The organism is Bradyrhizobium sp. BRP19, assembly GCF_020194195.1.
In the GTDB taxonomy this organism is placed as follows: domain Bacteria; phylum Pseudomonadota; class Alphaproteobacteria; order Rhizobiales; family Xanthobacteraceae; genus Bradyrhizobium; species Bradyrhizobium yuanmingense.
The window spans coordinates 17,479-41,192 of record NZ_JADYVZ010000012.1; the positions used below are offsets into that span (position 1 = coordinate 17,479).

Below are 23,714 nucleotides of genomic sequence, written 5' to 3' on the forward strand. Positions count from 1 at the left end.
CTTCTGGACAATTGAATACCTGAAGAAGGTGACACTACGCATTGTGCCCAAGATTGTATCGACTCTCTTGTAGGCATTGAGAGTCACATCGTTGCATCGGTCAGAACTGAAATAGCAAACCTTTGCACGAATGACGCGCGGGCAGTTGTTCTTAAGACTAATGACGTGATCCATCATCTGTGGGTTGACGGCCTGAGCACGTGCCGCGGCTTCGATATCCACACATGGACGCCCGTATCCGTCCCGAATGATCGGCAGCGTCGACTGCTCAGCAGGGCCCTGAACTGTCAACCTCGTGTTGGATTGATTGGATTGCGAATAGGCGGTTCCAACAGTGAAAACGCATGACACCGCACATAGCAAGACCTTATGGGACGATCTCAGTGCCACGGCCTCTCCTCTAAATCGACGCCTGGAATCTGAACTATGATCCCATCTGCAAAGAGTCGCTTTCGAAGACCCCTCTTTGCGGCAAGGTGTACAACCTGCAAAGCATTTAACAGTCGTTCCCTTTGGGGCCATCCGACGGTTGTCAAGTTACTGGCAGCAGCCTCGACGAACTCTGAATTGACTAGGTCGACGAACTCGGAAACGACGCGTTGCTGAGCTGCTGGCGAAAGCATTGGAAAAACGGACAGCGCCATTCGGCTGCGCCGAAGCGCAATCCAGCCCTCTCGTGGTCCGGTCGCGTAAGACTGGACTAGATAGCGTATATTCTCGATAGAAAACCCCTGGCTCATAGCCTTTAGCGAGTAGATCATGAGCCAGAGAAACGAATCCGCCGGGTTCGTTGCAAGTGAAGTGCGCACCCTGTCCCCTGCGGCAACTATCTCTTGGTCTGCCTCCTCTGCCGATTTGCGTTCCGAGGCTCCCTCAGCAACGCTGAGTTCGACGAGCGCCGCGGCTCGGATGATTGCGGCCCGCATAACTAATGGCGGCGGATCGCGCTGCATTCGCGTTAGCGCTTCATCAAGCACGCCCGGCCGGAAACGTTGACCGCTTATTATGGCCTCGGTGATCTCCCGGACGGGCGCAGCGGAACGGAAGATCGGAAGGACGCCGCCCGACCACCAGAGCGCGGCGAGGCCAAGCAAAAGCAATGCGGGCCGCGGGTTACTCCACATATCCGTAGCGGGCGTAATATTTCTGATAATAGTAACGGCCGTGATAAGATTCGTAACGGGCGAGCAGCCTAGTGTCCGCCTTGTTTAGTACGATCCCGAGCAGCTTGTCTTGGATTTCCGGGGCGTTGCGCAAATTGTGCCGCACCACGTCGATCTTGGTCTTGCCCCATTCCACCACGAACACGTAGGAATCGACAAACGGAGACGTGACGCGCACGTCCACCACGGGTGCCATCGGAGGCATATCCAGCACGACGTAATCATATCTGCTGCGCAGCATGCTTATCACCGCGTGCATCGCCTTGGATGCAAGTATTTCGTTCGTATGCAGCAGCTTCGAGGTGGTACCGGCGGGCAGAACTGCAAGTCCGGTATGCGGGTCGATGCTTACCGCGTCCTCAAGCTGAACCTTCTGCGCGACCATGTCTACAAGTCCCACCTTTGCGTCCGGCCTCAGCGCTCGAGACAGCGAGGGATTACGCAAATCGGCATCAACAAGGATTACTTTGGCGCCCGAGTGCGCCATGAGCTGCGCGAGATTGGTCGAGAGTGTGCTCTTGCCCTCATTCGGCAAGGTTGAGGTTACCGCCAACACGCGGTTCTCGCGCACAATGGCGTTGAGATCGACCGCCACCTTCAGCGAGCGCACTGCTTCGGCAAAGCGGGAGAGCGGGTTGTCAACCACATAGCGCAACAAATCCGGCTCCGGCTCAGCCTTCCCTTTTCTAAACCTTGCGGAAAGACTTGCAGACGCATTGCCATGGAGAGCGGGCAATATGGCGATGCAGTTTGCGCCAAGTTGCTCCTCCACCTGCGAAGTGGTGCGGAATACCCTGTCGGAGACCTCGCGTGCCAAGGCGACGCCGAAGCTTAGCAACAATCCGCCGACCAGTGCACCAACAAGGAAGAGCATCGATCTTGGGGAACTCTTCCTCAGCGGCGTGGTCGCTGCGCTGATCACGCGCGCTTCGGTGATCGGAAACGACTGCTGCTGCACGCTCTCCATGTAGCGCTGCAGAAAGTTGTCATACATTGCCTGGTAGCTCTGCGCGTTGCTCTCGAGTTCACGGAGCTGCACCTGGGCCTGGTTTGTAAGCTGCGATTCCGAGACTACGTTGGCAAGGCTCGACTTGATCGCCTCTTCGCGCGTCTGGGCGATATCATAATCGCTCTTGTAAGATTCCTGGATGCGCTTCAGCTCGTCAATGATGTTCTTCTTGATCTCGGCCATCTGCCGGCGAAGGTTGACCGCGGCCAAGTGATCCGAGCCGTATTTCATCGCCCAGATCGATTCCTTGGAGGCCATGTCGACATATTGGCCACGCAGTTTGACGATGGTGTCGTTTTTCAAAGCGTCGGCGACACTGGCGTCCGGAATCTCCTGCTTGAGGATGTCGTTGATGCGGTCCATCCGCGCCTTGGCCTCGGCGGTGGCCGCATGCGCCATCACCAGCTGGCTGTTGACCTCGGCGAGCTGCTGCTCGTTCATCAAACGGCCACCGCTATCAACGATGTTATTGGCGATCTTGAAATCCACCACCGCCTTCTGTGCGCCAGAAGCCTGTGTGCGCAGCTCCTTGATGCGGTCCTGCAGCCAGACGCTGGCGCGGCGCGTGGCCTGGTACTTGGCCTCGAGCTGGTCGACGATGTAGGCATCGGCGATCGCGTTGGCGATCTTCGCAGCCTTCGCCGGATCTTTAGAGGTAAATCCAATCTCCATCACATAGGTTAGGCCGAGACGTTTGATGGTACGAGCTTTCTCGAAACGATCCAACGCCTTGCGTGTTTGCTCGAATTCGGAAGAAACACGTCCCTCGGCAAACAGGCCGGAGAGAGCTCCGATCAATGTCCCTAGCGGCCCACCGCCGCTACCAGTGAATTCAGGATCATCGATCAGGTTCAGGTCGCGAATTACCGCGAGGCTGATGTTCTCGGACTTAAGGATCTCGACCTGGGTTTCCACCGTCGCGGAGTCTATAGAGATGTCGCCGAGCACGGATTGCTGCTGGAACAGCTGCACCTTGCGGGTGTCGATCACCATCGAGGCGGTGGAGGTGAACAGCGGCGCGGCGGTGAAGAGATAGAGTAGCGCCAGGATCACGCAGGCCGAGACGATCGCGACCATGGTTGGGAACTGGCGGCGGACGATGTCGAGGTAGGAGGTCAGCGTCTGCGACGGAGAGCCGTCGGCCTCGGCGAAATCACGGTTGATCTCCGAGGTCGGCTTGTTCACCTGCAACATTTATCGATTCCTGAAATCAATCCGCGATCTGCTTTTTAGGGATGAAGGTTTGTGTGGAGGCTTGGCAATTGCCTCCCGCGTTCGGAAGCAAGCCCCTCTGCTCCGTCGCTATATATTAAGGTAGCACAAGGTCATCTGAAGTTGAACGCTGTTGATGCAGGGCAGCGCGACTTTGACACTACAATTCGCGTGAACGTTAACGCCACCAACGCAAAAGCGGCGCTCGATGGCGCCGCTCTGCTGGACTTTCGCAACAATGTCTGCCGCGCACGGGTTTAGCGCGGGCTCACCTGATTGGGGGTGGTGCCGCCGACGCCGCCGCCGGCAGTAGCGGGCGGATTGTTGGCGTTGTTGTTGTTGCCGAACCTGACAGCGCCGCCGCCATTGCCGCCGTTCGGAAAGTTGTTGCCGGTCGGGCCGCCTGAGCCGCTGCCACCACCACCGCCGCCGCCGGTCGCGGCGATCGCGACGTCGCCGGTCGCGGCCTGGTAGGCGGCGATCACGTCGGGGTTGCCGATGCCGGCGATCGCGGTCTGGATCTCACTGGCAAAGGCCTGGTCGGTCTGCGCGGCCATGCGGGCGACCTGGGCGAGGCCGCCGACGATTGCGCGCATCTGGTCCTTGGTGGTCGCGGGATCCTTGAGCAGCGCGATCAGGCCCGGAAGCGTGGTCGGATCGGAGGCGCCGAGGTCGCGCACGCGCGAGATCAGCTGCGGGCCGCCGGTCGGATATTGCTGCAAGAGGCTGTTGGGAGCGGCCTTGAAGTCGGAAATGACAGTGGCCGGCAGCTGGCGCTGCGGCGGGTAAACGGCGGCGCTGGCGGCCGTCGTGATCGTCGCGGCGAAGGCCGCGGCGGCAGCCATGCGAAGCGCGATGCGGATAACGCTCATAAATCAACCTCCAAAAAATCAGCTGCCCCGATTCCTCGGCCCGGGCAAATGGCTGTGCAGTGCGGAACCTAGCGGAAGAGAAAACAGCTGTCCACTTATTCTAAAGACTTCGTAAACGGCGCAACTGCTTCAAATCTAGACAGTTTTGTGAAGCTCGCCCTGCGCGCGCGGGGCTGTGCCTGCGGTTGCCGAGCGGCCCTCGCCTCGCGGTGCGGTGGCGAGCGCATCAGCGGCGGCGCGGCCCTCCCGGCTCGAGAAGGACTGGGCCAGGCCCGCGCCGAAAAGCGCAAAGAACGGAATGCTGTAGCCGGGCACCTGCAAGGTGAAGTCCAGGCACGAATGCAGCAGCGACAGCGTCGCGGTCGCCGCGGCGGAAAGCGGGATGATGACGTCGCGCCGGCGGGTGAACACGCCACTCGCCAGCACCAGCAGCATGATGGCCCAGCCGAGCGCCACCAGCAGCGCCATCGGGATGCCCACCTCGGAGGCAAGCTCCAGCGGGGTCGAATGCGCAGCATCCCAGACACCGCGAATCGAGATGTTGGGGCTGCGGTACGGCGGGAAGGCCCATTGGAAGGTGCCCATGCCGGTGCCGAACCAGGGATTGTCGGCGATGATCCGCAGCGTGGATTTCCAGGCCTCGATGCGGCCCTCGTCGACCAAGCCCTGGCTGTCGAAGCGGCTGGAGACGCGGCCGCCGAGCAGCTGCAACAGGCCGAGCGCGACGGCGGCGCCGGAGCCGAGCGAGATCCAGATGCCGGTGCGAGGCGGCAGGTCCTTGCGCAGGAACAGCGTGAAGGCGACGATCATCGCCAGCAGCGACAGGCCGACGCCGGCGCGCGAGGTCGTCATGAACATCGCCATCAGGCAGATCAGCAGGCAGCTAAGCTGCGGCAGGATCTCTCTTGGCGGGATCGCGCGCAGGTCGAGCGATAGGCGCCGCCACTCGATGTGCCGCTCCGGCAGGCGGCGACGGACGTCCTCCAGGATCAGCAGCATCCAGATCACCGCGGCCGAGCCGAAATAGGCCGCCGCCGTGTTGCGGTTGATGAAGGTGCCGGTGACGCTGCCGAGATAGGCCGTCTTGTCCCGCCACAGGATCATGGTCGGCTCGATCAGGAACGAGGCTACGCCATAGAGCGCGTAGGCCGCGCCCGAGATCGCGATCACCCAGAGCAGGCGGCGCGCGCGCATCCGATCGGCGCCGACGGTGATGCCGAGCACGATGGCGAGGATGTTGGCAAGCGGCGCGCCGAGCGCGAAGAACGCCTCGTTCTTGACGATGGAAGCGGACGGGGCGATCGGGACGCCGAGCAGATCCGAGGCCTGCTTCCAGATCGGCTGGAACGGCGCGACCCAGGGATGGTCGGAGAGCTGCTCATGCAGCACGAAGGCGTAAGCGGCAACGATCACGCCGATGCCGGCGAGCAGCCAGAGATGCGGCCTGCGCAGATCACGCGTCGGCGCGAAGATCACCGCGATGCCGAGACACAGGCACCAGAACGCGATCGACAGATCATTGGTCGAGCCGAACGGAAACGGCGCGCCCGCGGCCACGAAGAACAGGATGAAGGCCGCGGGCAAGCTCCATGACCAACGAATCTTGGGAAGCCAAAGGCGCATCGTTATGTCTTGCGAGCTTTGCTCGCGCCTAGAGGAAACAATCGATCGGATAGATCTTCAGATCCACGTTGAGGCGGCTGTTCCGGCTCTGCGCCCGGAATGCGTAGAATAATCCAAAGCTATCACTCCCCTGATCGAGTTTTATTCCGGGGGTTAGTTCGTCGGGCGGGACCAGAACGCCGATGTGCCGGTTGATGGCGGAAATCTCGATCCGCCCCTCCCCTTGCGCAAAATGCCCGCCGAGCTGGGTCACGGTAACCTTCGGCAGGCCGCGGCGCTGATGGCAGACATCCTCCTCCCACAGCTTGGTCTGCTGCACCAGTGGCTTGCCCGGGGCATCGGGCACGACGATGTCGGGGAAGGACGGGCGCAGCATCCCGAAGAACTTGCTCTCCTTGGAGTTCGCCGAGAGGCGAACCGTGAAGGACAGCTCGCCCCTGGCGCCCTTGAGGCGCGACAGGACGGGAGCATCCGGCTCAGCGGAAACCATCACATCGATGCGATAGCGGACGCCCAGCTCTGCGGCAGCGCCGATCACCGGCCCGACCGGTGCAAGCGCGAAGGTAAGCGGGACGTGAGCCAGAAGACGGCAAAATGTTCGAAAGCGCATGAAGCCCCTTGCAAAGCCGCGGGGTGACCGATGACCGGCGCGGCCGTGCCGAGTGGCGCCTTGATCCAGATCCCGGGCTTGTCGGCGCAGCAGAACCGCCTCGATTGCTAAACGAAAATGGCACCGGGACAAAGCCCCGGTGCCATCGTTTTTGGTCGGTCAAGTCGGCGTCTTACGGCGCCAGCTTGATGTTGTTGCGGAAGATCAGGGCGTCGTTGGCGAGATTGATGCTATCGCTGCCGGTCGCCATGATCACACGCAGGTAGTTCAGGAACTTGGCAACTTCGACGTTGCGCGAGTTCGAGACGTAGATGATGTCGCCGTTCTTCATCATGACCTTGGTGGCGAGGAAGAAGCCGCCCGGATCGCGGAAGTTCACGTTGAAGATGACCGGGATCGTCTCCGAGGTGTACTTGCTCACGTCGATGCCGAGCTGGGCCGCAACCTCGCGCGGCTCGCGGCGATAGAGATACACGGCCGCCGGATCGGCCTGGCCATCCAGCAGGCCGCCGGCTTTGCCGACGGCTTCGCCAAGGTTGATGCGCCAGGCATCGAAGTTGAACTCGCCGCTCTGGCCGCTGGCGCCGAACGCCAGGAACTTCTGCTGCTCGCGATAGACGTAGATGCTGTCGTCAGGACGCACATAGACGTTGTTCTCAGGCGCCATCACGAGATTTTCGAACGGCACGGTGGCCCGCCGTCCGCCACGCTCCAGCATGACCCAGGTCTCGAAGCCCTGGCCCTTGATGCCGCCGGCGCGGGTGATCGCATCGAGCACGCGATCCTTCGCGCCCGCCGCGCTCGCCGGATAACGCGCCGGCGAATTGACCTCGCCGAGCACGCTGATCAGCTGGGTGCGCTGCGAGGACATCGCCACGACCGCCTGCGGCTCGATGGCGCGGTTGCCGATCCTCTCGACGATCGCGCGCTGGATTTGGACCGCCGTCAGGCCTGCGGCCTTGATCTGACCGGCATAGGGCACGGTGATAAAGCCATCATTGTCGACCGACTGATCCGGGATGGTCACATAGTTACCCGGGCGGACACCGGCTTCCGCCGGGATGAACAGACCGCCTGCCGCGGCCTCGAAGATGGTGACGCTGACAACGTCGCCGATGCCGAACACGATGCTGGCGGGCGGGCGGCGATCGGTGAACACGCCGGCTAGGCCCTTGGGCTCGTGTGTGTGCAGGATCTTTACGGTCGCCGGATTGAGCGGCACCAGCTCGTAGGCCGGCGCGTTTTCCGTCTGTATCTTGTTGTTGACGTCGTCTGTCAGCGGACCCGAGCCGGGATTGGTCGAGCAGGCTCCGAGCGCCAAAGCGGCGGCCAGAAATGCTGGCTTGAAAAGATATGACTTGGCAAAGGAATGCATCAATCGCGCCCCAGGAGACCCCAATTAGCCCTTGATTGGTACGGCCTAGGGGGTGGTGCGACAAGGGTTCCCGGTAGTTAACGGAGCGATCGGTCGGCTACTGTTGCGTGCGGGACACTGTTTCGGGCTTAGTTTAAGTCTTTGTGACTATTTGTTGTATTTCGCGTGCCCGATCGGTGAGCAGCTCGCCCCAATCGTGGGGGCGCTGTGTCGGGCTCAAGGCTTCTTGACCCCGCCGCCGTCTGCTAAGTCTGGGGCTATTAAGGATAGGAACTCCCCGTGTCTGGCCTCCTTCTGATCCCGCTGTTGGCGGGCTCCCTCTTTGGCGCCGCCGATCGCGCCGTCGCCTGCCCTGGCAGCGCCGGGGCGTGGTGTCGCGGCGCGGCCTTTGTTGAGGTGGCCGCCCCTGCGTCCACGTCCGTCTGGAAATTCACGCGGACCCAAGGGGCCAAGGACGGCGAAAGCTTCGCGGCCATCATGAAGACCGCCGACACCACCCAATCGGACCCGGACTTCGCCGGCCTGATCGTGCGCTGCGCCCCGAAGGGCAAGGTCGATGTGCTGGTGGCCTTGATCCGGCCCTTCCCGCCCCGGAGCCGCCCCAAGGTGACCATTGCCGCAAGCGGCGGCGGCACCCTGAGCTTCGAAGGCAGCATGGCGGCCGCGGGAGCGGCCGTGCTGTTGCCCGACGAGGTCTCGGCCTTTGCTGCCGGAAAGTGGCAGACGACGGCCTCGCTGTCCGTGGTGGTCAGGGAAGGCGACAGCGAGATCAAGGGGATGGTGGCGCTCAACGGGCTGCGGGAGGCCTATCATTCGCTGCTGGCAAATTGCGGCCAATAGGCTAAATTTAGCCATACAACTTAAGGGTCTTTTTAGGCGGGGAATCTAGGGTCCGGAGCACGGAGAGTGTTTCGGATGACCGCCTTTTTGATTTTCAGCTTTCTCACAGGTGCCGTGCTGGGCCAACGCTTTCGCGTGTTCGTGCTCCTGCCGGTCACATTTGCGCTGGTGCTCACCATGCTGCCGGTCAGCATGATGACCAGCCTGGGCTTCCTTGACGGCATGAAGGCTGCGGCGTTCGCCGCCATCGCCCTCCAAGGCGGTTACCTCTTCGGCTCGGGGGCGCGCTTTGCCCTTGCCGCCGCACGCGCCACCCGCGTCTTCGGTCGGCCGGTCAAGGCCACGCGCTGATCGCAACGCAAGCCTCTGTTTGAAAACGCACCGCCCGCTTGTATGGTGACCTGACCGTTTCAGGATTCGCTTCGAGCGCGCCGTTTGTCCCTCGCTTATTTTGCCCTCATCGTCTCCATCGTTTCCGCTTCCGCTCTCGAAATCGCCGGCGCCTCATTGGGCGCGCAGCTGGGGTCGATGGCCGCGGCACTAGGCCTGCTGGCCGCCGCCTCGAGCTCGCGAAAGGCCGACTACGAGCACTATCTTCGTGCGACCTCCTGGGGCCGCTGGATTCTGGTCGCGATCCCGCTGTGCATCGCGGCCCAGCTTGCTCCGCTTCCGCTGCGCTTTGCGCATCCGATCTGGGCCAGCGCCCACGAGGTGATCGGTGGCCTGTCGCTCGGGCCGATCACGGCCGATATCGGCTTGACGGTGAATGCGCTGCTGCTGGCGCTGGCCGCGATCTCATTGCTTGGCGTCGCGATCCTGGTGGTCCGCAACCGCGGCCGTGCCGAGCTGGTTCTGTTCGTGCTGAGCGGCGTAACCGCGATCTCCGCCTTGATGTTGGACCTGCATCGGCTCTCGCCGGCGCTTGCCGGATCCGTCCCCCATGACCTCACGACGAGCCTGGCCGGGCTCGGCCTCATGCTCAACCTGGCGGTGATGCAGCTCGCCGCCGAACGGGCGGAGACGCATCATTCGGTCGTTCGCTCGGTCGCGATCGGACTTTGCGGCCTGGTCGGAGCCTTGGTCAGTGCCGCCGCGATCTTTGGGTTATCAGGGACGAACAGCGCCATGGCGGCGGCCTTTGGCGTCGTGCTGATCCTGCTGATCCTCGTGATCCGCAGACTGGATCTGTCGCCATTGGCCGCGAGCGCGTTGTCGGTGGCAGCCCTGATCGGCGCGGCGATCGTGCTGACCTTCCTCTTCGAGAAGAATTCCGGACCGATCCTCCTACGGCTCGTTCCGGAGATGGGGACCGAGACCAAGGCCGCCCTCGAGCGCATGCTGGCCGATACACGCTGGTTCGGCGCCGGCGCCGGGACTTTTGCTGCAGTGGGCAGGATCTATCAGAGCGATGCCGGCGCCGTCCTGACGGCGCCCTCGGCGGCCATATCGGTGTTCGCGGGGATGGGTTGGGTCGGCTTGGTCGCCATGATCGCGGTGAGCCTGCTCGCTTTGGTCCGCCTGTTCGTCGGCGCGCTGCAGCGCGGACGCGACTCGTTCTTTCCCGCTTCGGCCGCGGCCTGCGTCCTGTTTGCGCTGGTTCAGAGCTTTGCCGGTCCCGGATTGCTGCACCCGGCAGCAATCCTCTGCCTTTCGGTGATCTTGGGACTGGGACTGTCGCAGAGCGTCAGCCAATCCGGATCACGATAGCGCGCGGTTGATCAGACCGCGCGGTCGCCGAGCGAGGCCCAGTAGTTCGGATTCTTGGGCGACTGAATGCGGACCCAGCGATAGGGCTTCTTCGACCACGACATGATGTGGCCGGAGAGATTGTCCAGCACGAGATCGCCGGAGAAGGTGCGCACCACGACCACGAGATGATGCTCGCCCCAGCTGGTCACGACCTCGCTCAGCAGCACCGAGCGCGCCGGAAAGCCCTTGGCGATCAGATCGTGGCGTTTTGTCACGGCATAGTCGTTGCAGTCGCCGCTTGCCGGATGCAGCAGCCATTTCTCGCCGCGCAGCCCTTCCAGATTGGCCTCGGGACGGATCGCGGTGTTCACCCGCTGGTTGACCTCTTGCATTTGCGCCATGCGCTCGGCCGTCAGCTTCAGGCGGCCGCCCCGGAAGACGATCCGCTGCGGCCGCGGCCTGCACTCGTCCTTGTACTTCAGGCAGAAGAGCGTGAACGCCATCGGCGGCAGCGTCGGCTGGTCGAACTTGATGTAGTGGATGGCACTACGCAGCCCCAGGGGCGCCCCGACGAAGGCGGCTTCCGCTTTCTGCTGCACCCCCGCAGCAACGACGATGGCGGCGACGGCCGCCAGGAACTTCACAACTTTGCGCATGTCGCGCTCCCCGTTCTTGTTGGGGAGACGCTACGCGAGACCTCTTGAAATACGGCTCAAAGGCCACGCGAGGCTTTAATCAAAATGCGGGCTCATCGATTGGAAACAATTAAGAATACCGATGTGTGACTTGTTCTGCTAAGAGCGGTCACGACTTCCGCTCGTGACGCTGGATGCGATTCGACCGACCCGATGGGCCTTTCCTCCCGCTTTCGAAAGAAGACCAAGCCGCGGCTTCCCGATGGCGTCCGCGTCTATGCGATCGGCGACGTGCATGGCCGCGCCGATTTGCTTCAATCGCTGTTAACCGTGATCGACGCCGACTTGGCCCGCTCGGCGCCGCAACGCGCCATTCAGGTCTTTCTCGGTGACTATGTCGACCGCGGCCCGGACTCACGCGCCGTTCTTGATCTCCTGATCGAACGCTCGAAGTCGCACGAGACGGTCTGTTTGAAGGGCAATCACGAGGTCTTCCTGCTCGAGGTGCTCAAGGACCCGACCCGCCTGCAGGAGTGGCGCCACTATGGCGGCCTGCTGACGCTGGTCTCCTATGGCGTCACGCCGACGATGAACCCTTCCGCGGAGCAGCAGGTCGAACTGATCGAGGGACTGAGACGTGCGCTCCCGCCGGAGCATCTCGCCTTCCTCCAGCAATTGCCCTCGTCCTTTACCTGCGGCGACTTCTTCTTCGTCCATGCCGGCGTCAAACCGGGCGTCCCGCTCGATCGCCAGAAGGATGAGGACCTGCTCTGGATCCGCGAGGAATTCCTCGCCTCCGAGGAGCGCTTCGGCAAATATGTCGTGCACGGCCATACGCCGGTCAGCGCGCCCGATATCCGGTCGAATCGCATCAACATCGACACCGGCGCTTATGCGACCGGCAACTTGACCCTGTTGACGATCCAAGGCGATAGTCTTCTCGCAATTTGAAAGCTCAGGCCGCAACTTCGGTGATCACGCTTCGCGCCATTGGCATCTTGACCGCGATCGCGCTGGCGCTCCACGCCGGCATGACGTTCTATGGCGATCTCGTACGGCCGAACTTTCGCGCCAGCGACTTGTTCTCCGGCGAGATTCCGCCGGACAAGGCCAAGCTCGCGGCGGCAGGCAGCCTGGCATCCTTTTCGTGGGATGGCGACCTCCTGGCAAATCATGCGGCGGCAATGGCCGCCGACGTTCTGCATCGTCCGTCGGCCGAGGCAGGCGGAAGGGCCAGCGAGAACAAGACGGCCCAAGCCGCTGTCGTGGCAGCCTTGAAAGTTTCGCCGATCAGGCCGGCGCTCTGGCTCACGCTCGGCACGCTACAGGCCCAGGCCGGCGAGGCGGTCACGCCTGCGGTGAAGATGTCGTACCTGACCGGGTCGGTGCCGATCGACGTTGCCTTCTCACGCGTCCGCACCGTGACCTCGAGCGCCGCGGCAACCGACGAGGAGATCAAGCTGCTGGCGCAATCCGACATCCGGTCGGCGCTGGCCAACCGCTCGCGTTACGAGCCGCTGCTGATCGCGGCCTATGTGCAGGCAACGCCGCAAGGCAAGTCGCTGCTGCTGGAGACGACGAAGGTGACCGATCCCAGATTCAACGAGATCTTGCGGCGGTACTAAATCAGCGGACCGATTTCGGGTTGACCGGCACGAAGTCCTGATCGCGGCGCGGCTGATCGGATCGCCCCTGGTAGACGAACATGCCCTTCTTGGTGGCGACGATGTCGCCTCGCTGCAGGCTGTCGTCGCGAAGCAGACGTTCGGTCGCGACGAGGTCCGGATCTTCCGGAGCCGGCTTGTAGAGTTCCGGATGCTCGCGCCGCTCGCGCGCAACCCCCTTGGCACGGCGCCGCGCATCCTCGATGCGCTGCCGCCATTCGTCGCGCGAGACTTCCGGCTCGCTCGGCGGAAGATAGTCGTTGATGGACGGCTCCGGCTCGGTCTGAGCACGGCACGAGAGCGGGCAGGCGTAAAGAGCCAATCCGACAGCGGCCGCCACGGCCGCCTGAACCGGCGCGCGCGCCGGTCTCCGGCGGTCTGACAGGGACTTGCAGCGGACGGGTCGCACTCCGATGACTCCGATGGCGGGTCGAGCAGCAGCCGCAACTTCAGCTGATACGGCTGCCAATTGCAACATTTTCGGAACGCAGCGGCCGTCCCTTCAAAAAGCGAAAAACAACCCCATGCACAGTAGCCGGCACCAACCGAATCAATGACTTACGTATTTTCCGAAGTCCTGACTTGATCCGTCGGGCAAAACAGGTCTAGTATGGCATGATCCGGAGAGAGGCCGACCGATGATCGACCTATCTGCGATCGGCATCGGATGAGCGACGCAAGGACAATAGCGTCGTTCTAAGGCCTCGTTAGGCCATCGCTGCTAGACTTCGGCATCCGTCGATGGAGTTGGCGAGAATGCGTGCAAGCCTGGTATCGTTGTTGCGCGTTGCCGTTGCGGCGTATGCCATGTCCGCCCTCACGGCTCACGCCAGCCCGCTCTGCATCAAGGAGCGCACGCCCTTCGCCTTGTCGCAAGACACGGTGAAATGGACGATGTCGATCGCCCCTGGCGCCGACTGCATTCAGGGACTGCGTTGGTCTTACATGCAGATCTTCAACGTATCCGTCGTGAGCGGGCCATCACGGGGACAATTGGCGGTGGTCGGGTCCGGCTTTCGCTATTCGGCAGAAAGGGAAGCGCGAGGCGCCGACAAGTTCACGCTGCTGATTTCGGGCAAGAACCGTCATGATCCCGGGACGTCGACTCTGGAGGTCGAAGTCAACCCGCAATAGGCAGGCCCACGACGCGCGAAGGGGTATCTACTTCGCCCGAAAACGCTTTAGTAACGGCGGCTCGACCCGCTGCCCCGGGTTGTATTCCCGTGATAGGGCCGGGCCCGTCCGTAAGTCGTCACGGGAGGCTCGATCCGGCTCGGGATATTCGGCGTCGCGTTGGGACGCGCGGGCTGCGACGGGTTGACGATGATCACATTGCGGTTGGGCGTCGACGGATCGCTGACGCCCTGGGCCCAGGCGCCCGCAGGCACCACAAGGGCGAGTGTGATCAAGACTATTCGTTTCATGCGATATCTCCCGAGCAAGAACGTCAGGGAGGGAACACCGTTCCTTCACGACGGCATCACGGTTCGTTGCGCGACCTCACCGCGGCACGGGTGACCTCAGCGAGGCACCGCGATCAGCTTGCCATTCCTCCAGACACCTTGGGCCGCCTGTCCGGTAGAACCGCTACCCACGTTCCGGACAGCCGTAGGCCGCGAGGCAGCCTGGGTGGTCTGCTTCTTTTTGTCGGTCGTCGTCACGATGCTGGAGCTAGTCGTGTTGGCCTGATCCTTGGTCCCTTGTGCAGAAGCAGACTGAACCAGAAAGGTCAGAAACATCATTGCTGTCAAAATGCCGCGCATGGTCACACACCGGAAGAAGGAGCCGGTCGAAATGTCACAGGTTTCCGCCCAAAAGCAAGCGCTACGAAACGACCGCGCAGGACCTTTGCGGCCGGAGCATCAGCGTGTTTCACCGCAACCGACGCGATCCGGGGTGAAAAAACCTAGCGAAACGGCACTATCCGGGCTAGTTGATCGCTCTTGATGACCGAGACCGGCGACACCGCAGCCAACGCCTCGCAGGCGCAAGAGATCAAGGCCGGGCTCGTCCGCCTGTTGTCAGAGCGGATCCGCGAAGTCTCCGGCGACCCCAGGCAGATGCGGGATGTCGTCTACGAGCTGGCACGCGTCAAGCTTCTGGAACAATTCACCCACGCCGATGCGCGGGAAGCGCGAGAGCTCCAGCAAGTCCTCGAACGCGCCATTCGAGAGGTCGAACGCGCCTTTGAGCGAAGCGAGAAGTCTTCACCGACCAGGGATGCCTCGGTCCCCGTGGCGAATTCTCCACCGGCGAACGTTCCCGTCCCCCCGCCCATTCCGACGCCCGCTGCCTCGGCGTCATCAGCCATTCCGATGGCTGCCGAGACGCCGCGGCGTCCTGCCGCACCGCCAGGATCGCCCGACCAACCCAAACGGAGCGGCGCTTTCAAGTCTCTCGTTCGATTGACCGCGATCCTCCTGCTCATTGCTGGCGCCGGCACCGCGGTCGTGTATTGGCCGCGGCTGAAGGCACAACTGACGGCATCGTCGCAGATGGCGCAGCCCGAACGTTCGGCCAAGGGCCCGGAGCCTCAGCTGACCGCGATTCCGACTCCCTCGGCCAGCGAGACCGCTGAACGAATCCCGGAGAGCGCAAAGGAGCCGGCGCCGGCGGCGCACCCCTCGATGCCTTTGCCAACGACGTTCGGCGTCTACGCCTTGAGCGAGGGCCAGCTCCACGAGCTGAAGCCGGTTCCCGGAAAAATTCCGGACCGGCGGGTCGCGATCTCGGCCGCCATCAACACGCCGAGCGCGACCACGTTGATGGACGGCGACGTCAAATTCATCGTGTTCAGGCCCGACGGGGGTATCGACGCCAGCGGGACCGAAGTTCGGGTGATCGCAAAAGTCTCGCGAGCGATGGGCGTCGATGCCAGCGGGAAAGCCACCATGGTCAGCGCCGGCGATTCCTGGGTCATCCGCAGCATGTCCTACCCCTACAAGGTAGGTCCGATCGACGACCAGTCGAGAATGCTGTTGCTGCAACCGGAGCAAGACGGCTTCACGCTCGCGCCCGGCCGCTACATCGTGGTGGTCAGGGGCATGGGCTATGACTTCACCATCGCTGGGACGATCACCGATCCCAACCAATGCGTCGAGCGCATCAATGCGGCGAACGGCGCGTTCTACTCGCCCTGCCCGCCGCCGCGGCGATAACGCAGCCTTTGTTTCCTATTTGGCCGGCTTGCTGTCCTTTGGCGCATCCGCCGGCATGTCGTCGACCTTGCCGTTGTTGGCGACGCATTTCTGGAAGTACTCGCGCTGGTCTTTGCCCGTTCCCTTGGCACTCCCCGCTGCGGGGTTGCCGATCTGCCTGGGCGGAAAGGCCTTGGCCACCGCGGCGTCACATGCCCGCGCCACTTCGGCAGTGATGGCCGACGCCGTCGCCGGCACGGCCAATGTCAAAGCGAATGCCAGCCCAACCAATGTCCGCAAATTCTTGACCGGCACGTCGTTGCTCCTTCACTCGGTGAATGCTTGCCGGACCATACCAAAAAGGAACGAGGCGCCAAACGGCAAAGCGCGCTGAATTGTGACTGCGCACTTGTTCGGACCATGCTCCAGAGCCGCGTCTCGAATCACGGCCGCAGAGCGCGCAGAAATATCACCGCTCCTAGCTGTTCAGCTGCGGCGGCTTGAAATCCGGAAAGCGCGTGAGCATTGCCGTCTTGACGAACTTCAAGTGGGCGATGCTGCTCGCCAATTCCTTGAGCCGGCGCTGGCCGTTCGAGATGTCGGCCGCGAAGAGATCCTGATGATGATTGTCGAGCGGCTCCCGCTCGAGATATTCGTCGGTGCCGTTTCCGAAGGTGACGGAGGCACGGGCAAGCGCATCGTCGACACGCCGGTTGAGCCCGGCCTGCTCCCTCTCCGCCTCCTGCAAGGCGGTTTCGATCGCGGCCAAAACGGCACCGATCCGCCCGCGGTCGGTCTCCGCGTCACGCTCGGCCGAGCGGGCCTTGAAGGTTTTGTCCTCGCGGCGGGAGCCGAGAAGATTGTGTGCGCGCGCTCTCAGGAACAGCTGAAACATCCGGGCCATCCCACATACGAGATCCAGGCGGGTACCATCGGTCAGACGTAGTTAACAAATCCTGAATCCGGCGCCCGTGCGGTCTGGCTTTGTGCAATCCATGCCCGCCAAGCTCCCGCGTGCTTGGAATACAGCTCGTGCCAGCGGATCTCGCCGTCGGCAGCGGCTCCTTTTCGCACGCGGACCTCGGATGTAAATTGCCCTGTCTCGTTCGATGCAAGATCCAGAGCTTCGAACTCCGCCGTCTCTTCCGGAGACAGGCCGATCAGAACGCGATGCCCTTGGGCATCGACGAAGTATCTGCGCGGCGCGTTGTGCCTTTGATCAGTCATTCGCAGGGCCCTCGTTCATGATCCAAGGCCCCGGACGATCCTTCAGCCGCCGCTCAAAGCCACGAACAAACGCGATCAAAACGAGGACGCAAGTCGCGCCCAGCAAAGCAATCAAATACGCCATTCACGCCCACCTATGCGAGCCGCGACAATACAGGCGGCTAAACTCTCACCATGAATTGCTACGTTCTAGGTTGCCTTTCCAAAGCTCTCAAGCGCCGCACCACGTTAACCTAACTGCGCATGGTTATCCGACCCGGCCGCACGGCAGGATCAGTGTGCGCTCACATGGCGGTGCGCCTACGACGGATGCTCACTCTGCTTGGCGCCCATCGCCGCCGGCGTGTAGGGCGCATAGAGACGATATCGTGCCGATCGCCTGCGCGAGCGCCATGCCCGCACGCCGTAGCCGCAGCAAAAGCCAGCTGCAAAAATCGAAATCAGAACCAGAATTGCAAACATTTGGAATGTTCCCAATGATCGGAACGCTCCTCCCGGTACATTTCAACGTGATGTTCTGACGACTTCAAGATCATCGGCGCTGAAAGTTTTGTCAGAGGAAGATGAAGTTTGTGCAACGTGGTGCTTGAATTTTGGCCGTCGCGAGAACCACGAGCCCGGAGGACGACGAAATCTCGCATCGTTCGGGGGCGATATCCAGCCGGCGATGTTAACCCGTGTTCACGGCGGCAGCAGCCTCGAACGAAGCGGCTGGATGCGCTGTCATCGGGCACAGTTGCGATCTGCACGATAGGTCTTGCGAAACGTTCTCGAACGTATCGAGCGGCCTCTCGGACGAGACCGCTGAAGAAGCATCCGTGCTTCTACGGAGCGCCATGCACCAACTTCATCGCGGTAAGGTTGAGAGGTTAGCTTAACCCGCGTTGTTTGTTGCGAACTTTCGGCGATTGCTTATCCATCTCGCACCGGGCTCCCCCAAGCCCGGCCCCACCCAAGCAAAGCCGTCGAGCGAACATGGGTCCGCTTGGCGGCTTTGTCGTTGTGTCGACGAGAGGATCATTTCGGTTATGGCGCGCAGGCCCTGGTCGTTCAAGGAAGATCGCCGGCTCATCGAGCTGGCCAAGTCTTCAACCTCGCTGGAGCAGGCAGCGAAAGCTCTCGGGCGCTCGCCCGATGCGATCAAGCGCATGGCGTTGCGGCTTGGTCTTTCCTTGAAGTCGAAGCCGGCAAAGAAGAGCTGATCTTAGAAGTGCCGGCGCTCGCCTCCGCTTCATGTACGGCCGCTGCAGTCGAACGGGCCCCGCATCGATAGGCTAGCCGCCCCTTATCCCGGGGTCGTTCCGGTCCGCCATCGTCTTGGACGGTGAGGTGGATTGAGCGGGTTGCCGGCGGTGTCCCGCCAGCCGCCACACTTAATTCTGCGTCCTCTTCTGGGACCCCATCCCTGGGCTGGTTCCGTAGCTGGGCGTCCCCGTTCCCTTGAAGGCGCCGCCCATCGTGTCGGATCCGGAATTCGTGCCCGTGCCACTGCGCGTCGCGGAGGTGGATTGCGTGCCCGATGGCGTGTCTTTGGTCCCCTGCGCCGAGGCCAGAGAGCTCCCGATTGTCAACGCCATCACGAGACTTAACGTCCTGATCATACTGCTCAACTTTCCATGCTTGTTTCTGACCCCGAGCCGCCAGACCATTGGCCGGGCACTGCTCAGGCGGGGCCCTTCGGGCCAGTCTTTCCGTTAAACCCTATCTTAGCCCCCGCTGGCTAGGATCAATCTCCACGCCTTGCTTGAATTTCCGCCCCGCCTGTTTTCGCCTGAGCCGGATGAGAGTGCTGCGACCAGACCTCCCGTTTGTGGCACTCGTGCTTGCGAGCACGATGGCGTTCGCCTTGGCGGGTCATTTCGCCGCTGGCGCCGTCATTCGCCAGCACCAGGCGCATCAGCTCAATGAGCTCACCGAGGTGGTTCTGCGCCGATCGGAGCTTGCAGTCGATTTCGCTGCGGGCAGCCTGGACGAGCTCGCGCGGCGCAATTTCGCCAGCTGCGAGCCGGCGGCGCTGCAAGCCATCCGCCTGCATGTCTACCAGCGCTCGGCGATCAAGGACGTCCGCCTCGTCAAGCCGGACGGCTCGGTGATCTGCTCGGCCTATTCCGAGACGCTCGAATTCGACAAGGGATGGGTGGATCGCCGCGACATGCTGCCTTCGCGCGACAAGACGCTTTCCCTGTTCCGCGTGGAGCAGTTTGGCGGCGACGCCCTGGGCGTGCTCAGGGACGTCAATGGCAACTCCGCCCTGGTCGCCATTGTCGGTGTCAATGCCAGCCTGTTCGACATCATGCCGGCCGAGCTGCGCGCGCACAGCCAGGTGATCCTCGCCTTGAGCAATGGCGAGAAGCTCGGCGAATTCCAGACCGAGGCCGGCAAGTCTCTGCCGGCGCCGATCGGCTTCGAGCGAGCGTCCGCTCGGCTCCCGCTTCATGCCACGATCCGGCTCGAGGACGCGGTGCTGTCGAGCTGGAACACCGAGGCCTATTGGCCAACGCTTGCAGTGGCGCTCGGACTTGGCGCGATCTTCGGCATCCTGCTGGCACGCAACCGCCGCATGGAAGGGCCAGTGGCCGATCTCGACCGGGCGCTGACAGCCGGCGAATTCAAGCCATATTACCAACCGATCTTCGACCTCCGGACAGGTCGGATCAAGGGCTGCGAGATTCTGGCGCGTTGGCTGCGCCGCGATGGCTCGGTGGTCCCGCCGATGAATTTCATTCCGCTCGCCGAATCCAGCGGACGCATCCAGGCGATGACCTGGCAGATCCTGGGATCGGCGCTCACCGAGCTCAGGCCATTGCTCAGGGCCGACAAGAATTTCAAGCTGTCGCTGAACGTCGTGCCCAAGCACCTCCTGAGCGCCGGCTTCGTCGAAACACTGCGGCGCACGGTTCTGACGGCACGCGTCTCCGCGCGCCAGATCGTGGTCGAGATCACCGAGCGCGACGAATTGGATGATCTCGCGCGCGCCGCTTCGGTCGTGGCCGAGCTGCGGGACCGCGGCTTCCGCGTCGCCATCGACGACGTCGGCGTCGGCCATAGCGGACTGTCGCGGCTGAAGGGCCTCGGCGCCGATACGATCAAGATCGACAAGTTCTTCGTGGACACGATCACGGTGGACGCATCGACGACCACGATCGTGGAGATGCTGGTGGCGCTCGCGAAAGACCTCAATATGAGCGTGGTCGCCGAAGGCATCGAGACCGAGGAGCAGCTCCGCGCATTGCTCGCCTCCGGCGTCGAGGAAGGCCAAGGCTATCTGGTTGCGCCGCCCCTGCCCGCCGCCAAATTCAATGAGCTCATCAGATCGCGTCGGGCTGCGCAGCCGGATGCGGCGACATCCGGTGCTAAGGCTTTGGTGGCCTGACTGGTCGGCCCCCAGAGGCTTTAACGATACTTTCTAACGATGTTTTCGGCTTTCGAACCGGAGCGGCGACCAACCTTGTATGTTGGCGCCATGCGCAGGAACCACCTCATAGCAGCCGCAAGCATCTGTCTGGCGCTGATCGCCTATGCCACGCTGGCGAAGCTGTCGGGCCGGCCTGCGCTCATGGGTCACCACGAGGCCTATTGGATCGTCGTGATCGAGCGCTTCAGCGCCTATGGCCTGCTCGGCTTCCTGCTGTCGTTCCTGCTGCCGGGACGGTTTAGCCTGGCTTGCTCGCTCGTCATCGCAGTCGCCATGGGGTTGGAGCTGATGCAAGCGTTGATACCCGATCGCGATCCAGGCTTTCTCGACGTGCTGCAGAAGGCGGCGGGCGGCACCGTGGGCGTGATGCTCGCCCAGATGATCCTGGCGTTTCTGCCCAGACCACCTGCCTGAAACGGCGAGCATGGCCTCGGCGGAGCGACCGGGCGACCCGGTCCTTACTTCATCATCTGGCCGCGCAACTCACCGCCTGGGTTGGCGGCCGTGTGAATGTTCGCGTACCATTTTCCGCCCAACAGATCCGCCGCCTGCGCCTCGGTGAGGGTGGCACTGCCTTCGATCGGGCTTTGCGCCGTCTTGAACGGCAATGCGATGCCGGCATTCTTCCCGGCCTCGCCGGGGCCGTGAAAATGCGCGCCTATCGCCGGTCCCGTCAGCCCGGTGAAGGTGACGAGGTAGGTCAGGACTTTCGTTTCGGTGTCGTAGGTCGCCTCCGCCTTGCCCGACCCGGTCGAGCTGTTCGGCGGCACTTCATTGCTTCCCTTGAGCTCCGCTCGCAGCTTCACGACCTCCGCACCTGCCGTTCCGCTCGTCGCGCTGACGCCTCCGACCAGCGCCAATGCCCCCAACAGTGCCACGGACCGTCGACACACGGCTTTGCTCATGCACTTCCTCCTGCGGATTTCGTTGGTCCCGCGATGAAAACACCGAGGACTGCCGGACATTCCACCGCAGAGCTTATGCTGATTCGGGACAACGCTCGCGGGAATTAGCCTTCGCAAGCGAAACACGCGCCGCTCAAGCTGCCCCGCGCCTCGTGTGACGCTCGGAGGGAACCAGGAGCTCGGCCATCTTCCGGTGGGTGTCGTGCAGCGCTTCAATGGCGCAGTCGAGATCGAAATCCGCCTCGCGGACGGATGCAAAGAACTTGGCCGTCAGCGCCAGATCGAGCTTGACGCGCGTGGCACCGTCGCGACTCCTGCGACGATCGAGCGACAAATGGATCGCGCGGTCCCTCGCCTCCACAGCATCGCAGCCGCAAAGGGCGCCGAGCTCGTCATATGTCATCCAGATTTGAGGCATGTTCTTCCACCACGCTTGATCTATCGCAGACTAGATAGCTCTCGCTTCTAAAGGCGGAGTTTCTGCAGCGCGAATTCGAGCCAACAACGTCAACGCAATGCTAAGCGCGGCGCAGACGTGAGCCGGGTGGACCGGCGCAGCTTGTTGCCGATCCACTGTCACTTGGGCGCGCCCGTCGTGAACGGATGCCGCGGCCGTGAACGGCTGTCGAGCCGCTTGGGCAGCTTGTCGGCCTTGAGCTTCACGACCGCGCCCCGGGGGTCGGGAGCCGGCGCCTCTTCCTGGCTGAAGATCAGAGTCGCTTCGAATCTCACGTCGGGCGCTTGGCGGGCCGTTCCCGAACAGGTGGCCATCGCCCCGCTATAAACGCCGGAGAGCTCGACCTCCACCTCGTCGAGCCCGAACACGGTCGGCGGCCCGTCGGCATGTCGCCGCGTGGTCAGGACGGCCGTGAAATGCCGGTCGTTGTCGAACTGATAGGAGCCGCCATAGTTGAAGAAGCTGTCGCTGCCCGAGATCCGTCCCTGGGCCAGATGCACGATGCCGGTGCCTTGCGCGTGCGCTGTTCTGAACCACGCCGCGTATTTGCCCTCTTTCAGCATGGAAACATCCACCCGTAATTTCCACGTGTATTTGCAACGAAGCTTGAGGCGCGACAATGACTGACACGACGAGCATTCCGCCACGGTTAACGCCCTGCAAAATCAATCCGTTAAATTTCTGCGGCCGCACGCGGCGGCGGCGACGTCAAAACAATTCGATGCCGTCGTCAGCCGTTTCCACGACTTCGACGCGACGCGACGGCCGTACAAGGAGCCAATGCCGCTCGAGGCCGCGCGCGGCTACCTGGTCGAGAACGCGGGCCGGCAGTTCGATCCGGGCTGCGTCGAGGCTTTCCTGTTGCGCTGGGACGAGGTGGTCGAGATCGCCGGCGGTCAGCGGACAATTCCTTTGCCGAGCGCCGCCGCCCCTCTCGCTGCCGATATCGAAATAGAGAGTGCGGCGGCGAGCTCGTCAGACGCGGGCCATCCAGCCAAGGCCAGCAGCCCGACCGCCTGACCCGATCGATCCGCCAACATCTTGCCGCGGCACCATTTTTCTCCGGTCGCCGGTTTGAACCTGTTCCTGCTAAAGTGGCACCAAGACCTGAGAGTGATTCTGGTCACACTTGCCCCGGCGCCCTGCTGCTAGGCATCGAACCAGGACGGGCACCAGAGCATCGTCGAATTGGATGAGAATTCCCATGAAAAGCCTGATCGGCGCCTGTGTCGGCGCATTCTGCCTTGCGGCCCCCGCTTGGGCGGAGACTCCCGCTGCGATCGTCGAGGACGTCCAGGGCAAGGTCGACGGAATCGCGTTCATGGATTACGTGGCGCCAGGCAAGATCATCAAGCTCGGACCAAAGGCCAGCATCACGCTCAGCTACCTGAAATCCTGCCAGCGCGAGACCATCAGCGAAGGTGTCGTCCTGGTCGGCGCCGAGCAGAGCACCGTGCAGCTGGGCGAGGTCAAGCGGGAAAAGGTGCCCTGCGATACCAATGCGGCAAAACTGTCCGAGCGCGAGGCGAACCAGAGCGCCGCAACGACCTTCCGCACCGTGCGCTCGGACGCCAAGGGCGGACCGGCCAAGCTGCCGACGCTCTACGGCGTCTCGCCACTGGTGCAGGCCAAAGTCGGCAGCACGCTGGTGATCGAACGCACCGACGGCAAGGAGCCCACGATCAGCGTCCCGCTCAAGCGCGATGCTATGGTCGGCGGCAAGTTCTATGATTTTGCCAAGGCCGGAAAGACATTGACCCCGGGCGGCAGCTACCTCGCCATTCTCGGTGCCAAACGCTACACCTTCCAGATCGACGCCAGCGCCACCTCCTCGCCGACCCCGATCATCGGCCGCCTGCTGCGGCTCGAATAGGCGGACTC

The 23,714-nt window shown here is 62.6% G+C and carries 27 protein-coding genes and 1 pseudogene; 12 read left to right on the forward strand and 16 right to left on the reverse strand.

The annotated features are described in order from the left end of the window. Window positions 1-380 precede the first annotated feature (380 nt). From I6F36_RS28290 to I6F36_RS28315, 6 genes are all read right to left on the reverse strand, one after another. Window positions 381-1,100, reverse strand: coding sequence for a hypothetical protein (locus tag I6F36_RS28290; protein WP_225172619.1), 720 nt, complete (start codon window positions 1,098-1,100; stop codon window positions 381-383). A gap of 13 nt (window positions 1,101-1,113) precedes the next feature. After that, window positions 1,114-3,366 carry a polysaccharide biosynthesis tyrosine autokinase gene (locus tag I6F36_RS28295; protein ID WP_225172620.1) on the reverse strand — a complete coding sequence of 751 codons (2,253 nt, stop codon included), beginning with the start codon at window positions 3,364-3,366 and terminating at the stop codon, window positions 1,114-1,116. Window positions 3,367-3,641: 275 nt separating this feature from the next. Beyond that, window positions 3,642-4,256 carry a hypothetical protein gene (locus tag I6F36_RS28300; RefSeq protein WP_225172621.1) on the reverse strand — a complete coding sequence of 205 codons (615 nt, stop codon included), beginning with the start codon at window positions 4,254-4,256 and terminating at the stop codon, window positions 3,642-3,644. A 135-nt stretch (window positions 4,257-4,391) separates the two neighbouring features. Beyond that, window positions 4,392-5,879: an O-antigen ligase gene (locus I6F36_RS28305; protein ID WP_225172622.1), complete on the reverse strand. Its 1,488-nt coding sequence runs from the start codon at window positions 5,877-5,879 to the stop codon at window positions 4,392-4,394. A 28-nt stretch (window positions 5,880-5,907) separates the two neighbouring features. Continuing rightward, complete coding sequence (locus I6F36_RS28310; protein ID WP_225172623.1) at window positions 5,908-6,417, reverse strand: hypothetical protein; 510 nt, start codon at window positions 6,415-6,417, stop codon at window positions 5,908-5,910. A 244-nt stretch (window positions 6,418-6,661) separates the two neighbouring features. Continuing rightward, window positions 6,662-7,864: a polysaccharide biosynthesis/export family protein gene (locus tag I6F36_RS28315; protein WP_057026186.1), complete on the reverse strand. Its 1,203-nt coding sequence runs from the start codon at window positions 7,862-7,864 to the stop codon at window positions 6,662-6,664. Window positions 7,865-8,143: 279 nt separating this feature from the next. Between I6F36_RS28315 and I6F36_RS28320 the strand changes: the two genes are divergently transcribed. The 3 genes from I6F36_RS28320 (at window position 8,144) to I6F36_RS28330 (ending at window position 10,411) form a co-directional block, all read left to right on the forward strand. Beyond that, on the forward strand, window positions 8,144-8,704 hold the full coding sequence (locus I6F36_RS28320; RefSeq protein ID WP_225148877.1) for a hypothetical protein: 561 nt from the start codon (window positions 8,144-8,146) through the stop codon (window positions 8,702-8,704). 75 nt (window positions 8,705-8,779) lie between these two features. After that, window positions 8,780-9,055, forward strand: a complete 276-nt coding sequence (locus I6F36_RS28325; protein ID WP_036011249.1) for a hypothetical protein — start codon at window positions 8,780-8,782, stop codon at window positions 9,053-9,055. 177 nt (window positions 9,056-9,232) lie between these two features. Continuing rightward, complete coding sequence (locus I6F36_RS28330) at window positions 9,233-10,411, forward strand: hypothetical protein (protein ID WP_225172624.1); 1,179 nt, start codon at window positions 9,233-9,235, stop codon at window positions 10,409-10,411. 11 nt (window positions 10,412-10,422) lie between these two features. Here the strand turns inward: I6F36_RS28330 and I6F36_RS28335 are convergent, their stop codons facing one another. Next, window positions 10,423-11,049, reverse strand: coding sequence for a transglutaminase-like cysteine peptidase (locus tag I6F36_RS28335; protein WP_225172625.1), 627 nt, complete (start codon window positions 11,047-11,049; stop codon window positions 10,423-10,425). Window positions 11,050-11,241: 192 nt separating this feature from the next. Here I6F36_RS28335 and I6F36_RS28340 point away from each other — a divergent pair, with 192 nt between their 5' ends. Together I6F36_RS28340 and I6F36_RS28345 are read left to right on the forward strand one after the other, a co-directional pair. After that, window positions 11,242-11,979 carry a metallophosphoesterase family protein gene (locus I6F36_RS28340; RefSeq protein ID WP_057026183.1) on the forward strand — a complete coding sequence of 246 codons (738 nt, stop codon included), beginning with the start codon at window positions 11,242-11,244 and terminating at the stop codon, window positions 11,977-11,979. 20 nt (window positions 11,980-11,999) lie between these two features. Beyond that, window positions 12,000-12,653, forward strand: a complete 654-nt coding sequence (locus tag I6F36_RS28345; RefSeq protein WP_036035501.1) for a hypothetical protein — start codon at window positions 12,000-12,002, stop codon at window positions 12,651-12,653. A 1-nt stretch (window position 12,654) separates the two neighbouring features. Here the strand turns inward: I6F36_RS28345 and I6F36_RS28350 are convergent, their stop codons facing one another. After that, on the reverse strand, window positions 12,655-13,032 hold the full coding sequence (locus tag I6F36_RS28350; protein WP_036011263.1) for a hypothetical protein: 378 nt from the start codon (window positions 13,030-13,032) through the stop codon (window positions 12,655-12,657). 416 nt (window positions 13,033-13,448) lie between these two features. Between I6F36_RS28350 and I6F36_RS28355 the strand changes: the two genes are divergently transcribed. Then, the gene (locus I6F36_RS28355) at window positions 13,449-13,826 is read left to right on the forward strand and encodes a hypothetical protein (protein ID WP_225112342.1); all 378 of its coding nucleotides are present in this window, start codon (window positions 13,449-13,451) and stop codon (window positions 13,824-13,826) included. Between the two features lie 47 nt (window positions 13,827-13,873). Here I6F36_RS28355 and I6F36_RS28360 read toward each other — a convergent pair whose 3' ends face one another. Together I6F36_RS28360 and I6F36_RS28365 are read right to left on the reverse strand one after the other, a co-directional pair. Further along, window positions 13,874-14,116 (reverse strand): hypothetical protein, encoded by a 243-nt coding sequence (locus I6F36_RS28360; RefSeq protein ID WP_128262894.1) that lies wholly within the window; start codon window positions 14,114-14,116, stop codon window positions 13,874-13,876. A 96-nt stretch (window positions 14,117-14,212) separates the two neighbouring features. Then, window positions 14,213-14,455 carry a hypothetical protein gene (locus I6F36_RS28365; RefSeq protein WP_057026181.1) on the reverse strand — a complete coding sequence of 81 codons (243 nt, stop codon included), beginning with the start codon at window positions 14,453-14,455 and terminating at the stop codon, window positions 14,213-14,215. A 183-nt stretch (window positions 14,456-14,638) separates the two neighbouring features. Here I6F36_RS28365 and I6F36_RS28370 point away from each other — a divergent pair, with 183 nt between their 5' ends. Further along, a complete protein-coding gene (locus I6F36_RS28370) occupies window positions 14,639-15,850 on the forward strand; it encodes a hypothetical protein (RefSeq protein ID WP_225112341.1) in 1,212 nt (403 codons plus the stop codon). A 15-nt stretch (window positions 15,851-15,865) separates the two neighbouring features. Here the strand turns inward: I6F36_RS28370 and I6F36_RS28375 are convergent, their stop codons facing one another. The 3 genes from I6F36_RS28375 to I6F36_RS28385 form a co-directional block, all read right to left on the reverse strand. Further along, window positions 15,866-16,144: a hypothetical protein gene (locus tag I6F36_RS28375; protein WP_225112340.1), complete on the reverse strand. Its 279-nt coding sequence runs from the start codon at window positions 16,142-16,144 to the stop codon at window positions 15,866-15,868. A gap of 163 nt (window positions 16,145-16,307) precedes the next feature. Continuing rightward, window positions 16,308-16,724, reverse strand: a complete 417-nt coding sequence (locus I6F36_RS28380; RefSeq protein ID WP_036011274.1) for a hypothetical protein — start codon at window positions 16,722-16,724, stop codon at window positions 16,308-16,310. A gap of 41 nt (window positions 16,725-16,765) precedes the next feature. After that, window positions 16,766-17,056, reverse strand: a complete 291-nt coding sequence (locus tag I6F36_RS28385; RefSeq protein ID WP_036011277.1) for a hypothetical protein — start codon at window positions 17,054-17,056, stop codon at window positions 16,766-16,768. 1,028 nt (window positions 17,057-18,084) lie between these two features. Here I6F36_RS28385 and I6F36_RS28390 point away from each other — a divergent pair. The 3 genes from I6F36_RS28390 (at window position 18,085) to I6F36_RS28400 (ending at window position 20,885) form a co-directional block, all read left to right on the forward strand. Beyond that, window positions 18,085-18,258: a hypothetical protein gene (locus tag I6F36_RS28390; protein WP_167361675.1), complete on the forward strand. Its 174-nt coding sequence runs from the start codon at window positions 18,085-18,087 to the stop codon at window positions 18,256-18,258. 632 nt (window positions 18,259-18,890) lie between these two features. Further along, a complete protein-coding gene (locus I6F36_RS28395; RefSeq protein ID WP_225172626.1) occupies window positions 18,891-20,429 on the forward strand; it encodes an EAL domain-containing protein in 1,539 nt (512 codons plus the stop codon). A gap of 90 nt (window positions 20,430-20,519) precedes the next feature. Continuing rightward, a complete protein-coding gene (locus I6F36_RS28400; RefSeq protein WP_036011287.1) occupies window positions 20,520-20,885 on the forward strand; it encodes an antibiotic resistance protein VanZ in 366 nt (121 codons plus the stop codon). Window positions 20,886-20,929: 44 nt separating this feature from the next. Here I6F36_RS28400 and I6F36_RS28405 read toward each other — a convergent pair whose 3' ends face one another. The 3 genes from I6F36_RS28405 to I6F36_RS28415 all read right to left on the reverse strand — a co-directional run bounded on the left by I6F36_RS28405 (window position 20,930) and on the right by I6F36_RS28415 (window position 22,396). After that, window positions 20,930-21,376, reverse strand: a complete 447-nt coding sequence (locus I6F36_RS28405; RefSeq protein ID WP_225112338.1) for a CHRD domain-containing protein — start codon at window positions 21,374-21,376, stop codon at window positions 20,930-20,932. 133 nt (window positions 21,377-21,509) lie between these two features. Next, window positions 21,510-21,794, reverse strand: coding sequence for a hypothetical protein (locus I6F36_RS28410; protein WP_036011293.1), 285 nt, complete (start codon window positions 21,792-21,794; stop codon window positions 21,510-21,512). A 158-nt stretch (window positions 21,795-21,952) separates the two neighbouring features. Then, window positions 21,953-22,396 carry a hypothetical protein gene (locus tag I6F36_RS28415; protein WP_036026581.1) on the reverse strand — a complete coding sequence of 148 codons (444 nt, stop codon included), beginning with the start codon at window positions 22,394-22,396 and terminating at the stop codon, window positions 21,953-21,955. Window positions 22,397-22,589: 193 nt separating this feature from the next. Between I6F36_RS28415 and I6F36_RS28420 the strand changes: the two are divergent. After that, a pseudogene (locus tag I6F36_RS28420) lies at window positions 22,590-22,853 on the forward strand (two-component system response regulator); the annotation flags it as partial. Between the two features lie 184 nt (window positions 22,854-23,037). Next, window positions 23,038-23,706: a hypothetical protein gene (locus I6F36_RS28425; protein ID WP_225172627.1), complete on the forward strand. Its 669-nt coding sequence runs from the start codon at window positions 23,038-23,040 to the stop codon at window positions 23,704-23,706. Window positions 23,707-23,714: the final 8 nt, after the last annotated feature.

What these genes read in the sequence shown, in the direction of transcription:
- I6F36_RS28295 (WP_225172620.1), bottom strand. Translation starts at nt 3,366, where the DNA reads ATGTTGCAGGTGAACAAGCCGACCTCGGAGATCAACCGTGATTTCGCC.
- I6F36_RS28325 (WP_036011249.1), top strand. Translation starts at nt 8,780, where the DNA reads ATGACCGCCTTTTTGATTTTCAGCTTTCTCACAGGTGCCGTGCTGGGC.
- I6F36_RS28390 (WP_167361675.1), top strand. Translation starts at nt 18,085, where the DNA reads ATGGCGCGCAGGCCCTGGTCGTTCAAGGAAGATCGCCGGCTCATCGAG.
- I6F36_RS28415 (WP_036026581.1), bottom strand. Translation starts at nt 22,396, where the DNA reads ATGCTGAAAGAGGGCAAATACGCGGCGTGGTTCAGAACAGCGCACGCG.
- I6F36_RS28405 (WP_225112338.1), bottom strand. Translation starts at nt 21,376, where the DNA reads ATGAGCAAAGCCGTGTGTCGACGGTCCGTGGCACTGTTGGGGGCATTG.
- I6F36_RS28300 (WP_225172621.1), bottom strand. Translation starts at nt 4,256, where the DNA reads ATGAGCGTTATCCGCATCGCGCTTCGCATGGCTGCCGCCGCGGCCTTC.
- I6F36_RS28365 (WP_057026181.1), bottom strand. Translation starts at nt 14,455, where the DNA reads ATGCGCGGCATTTTGACAGCAATGATGTTTCTGACCTTTCTGGTTCAG.
- I6F36_RS28370 (WP_225112341.1), top strand. Translation starts at nt 14,639, where the DNA reads ATGACCGAGACCGGCGACACCGCAGCCAACGCCTCGCAGGCGCAAGAG.
- I6F36_RS28395 (WP_225172626.1), top strand. Translation starts at nt 18,891, where the DNA reads ATGGCGTTCGCCTTGGCGGGTCATTTCGCCGCTGGCGCCGTCATTCGC.
- I6F36_RS28410 (WP_036011293.1), bottom strand. Translation starts at nt 21,794, where the DNA reads ATGCCTCAAATCTGGATGACATATGACGAGCTCGGCGCCCTTTGCGGC.
- I6F36_RS28360 (WP_128262894.1), bottom strand. Translation starts at nt 14,116, where the DNA reads ATGAAACGAATAGTCTTGATCACACTCGCCCTTGTGGTGCCTGCGGGC.
- I6F36_RS28355 (WP_225112342.1), top strand. Translation starts at nt 13,449, where the DNA reads ATGCGTGCAAGCCTGGTATCGTTGTTGCGCGTTGCCGTTGCGGCGTAT.
- I6F36_RS28340 (WP_057026183.1), top strand. Translation starts at nt 11,242, where the DNA reads ATGGGCCTTTCCTCCCGCTTTCGAAAGAAGACCAAGCCGCGGCTTCCC.
- I6F36_RS28315 (WP_057026186.1), bottom strand. Translation starts at nt 7,864, where the DNA reads ATGCATTCCTTTGCCAAGTCATATCTTTTCAAGCCAGCATTTCTGGCC.
- I6F36_RS28330 (WP_225172624.1), top strand. Translation starts at nt 9,233, where the DNA reads ATGGCCGCGGCACTAGGCCTGCTGGCCGCCGCCTCGAGCTCGCGAAAG.
- I6F36_RS28380 (WP_036011274.1), bottom strand. Translation starts at nt 16,724, where the DNA reads ATGTTTCAGCTGTTCCTGAGAGCGCGCGCACACAATCTTCTCGGCTCC.
- I6F36_RS28385 (WP_036011277.1), bottom strand. Translation starts at nt 17,056, where the DNA reads ATGACTGATCAAAGGCACAACGCGCCGCGCAGATACTTCGTCGATGCC.
- I6F36_RS28400 (WP_036011287.1), top strand. Translation starts at nt 20,520, where the DNA reads ATGCGCAGGAACCACCTCATAGCAGCCGCAAGCATCTGTCTGGCGCTG.
- I6F36_RS28425 (WP_225172627.1), top strand. Translation starts at nt 23,038, where the DNA reads ATGAAAAGCCTGATCGGCGCCTGTGTCGGCGCATTCTGCCTTGCGGCC.
- I6F36_RS28305 (WP_225172622.1), bottom strand. Translation starts at nt 5,879, where the DNA reads ATGCGCCTTTGGCTTCCCAAGATTCGTTGGTCATGGAGCTTGCCCGCG.
- I6F36_RS28335 (WP_225172625.1), bottom strand. Translation starts at nt 11,049, where the DNA reads ATGCGCAAAGTTGTGAAGTTCCTGGCGGCCGTCGCCGCCATCGTCGTT.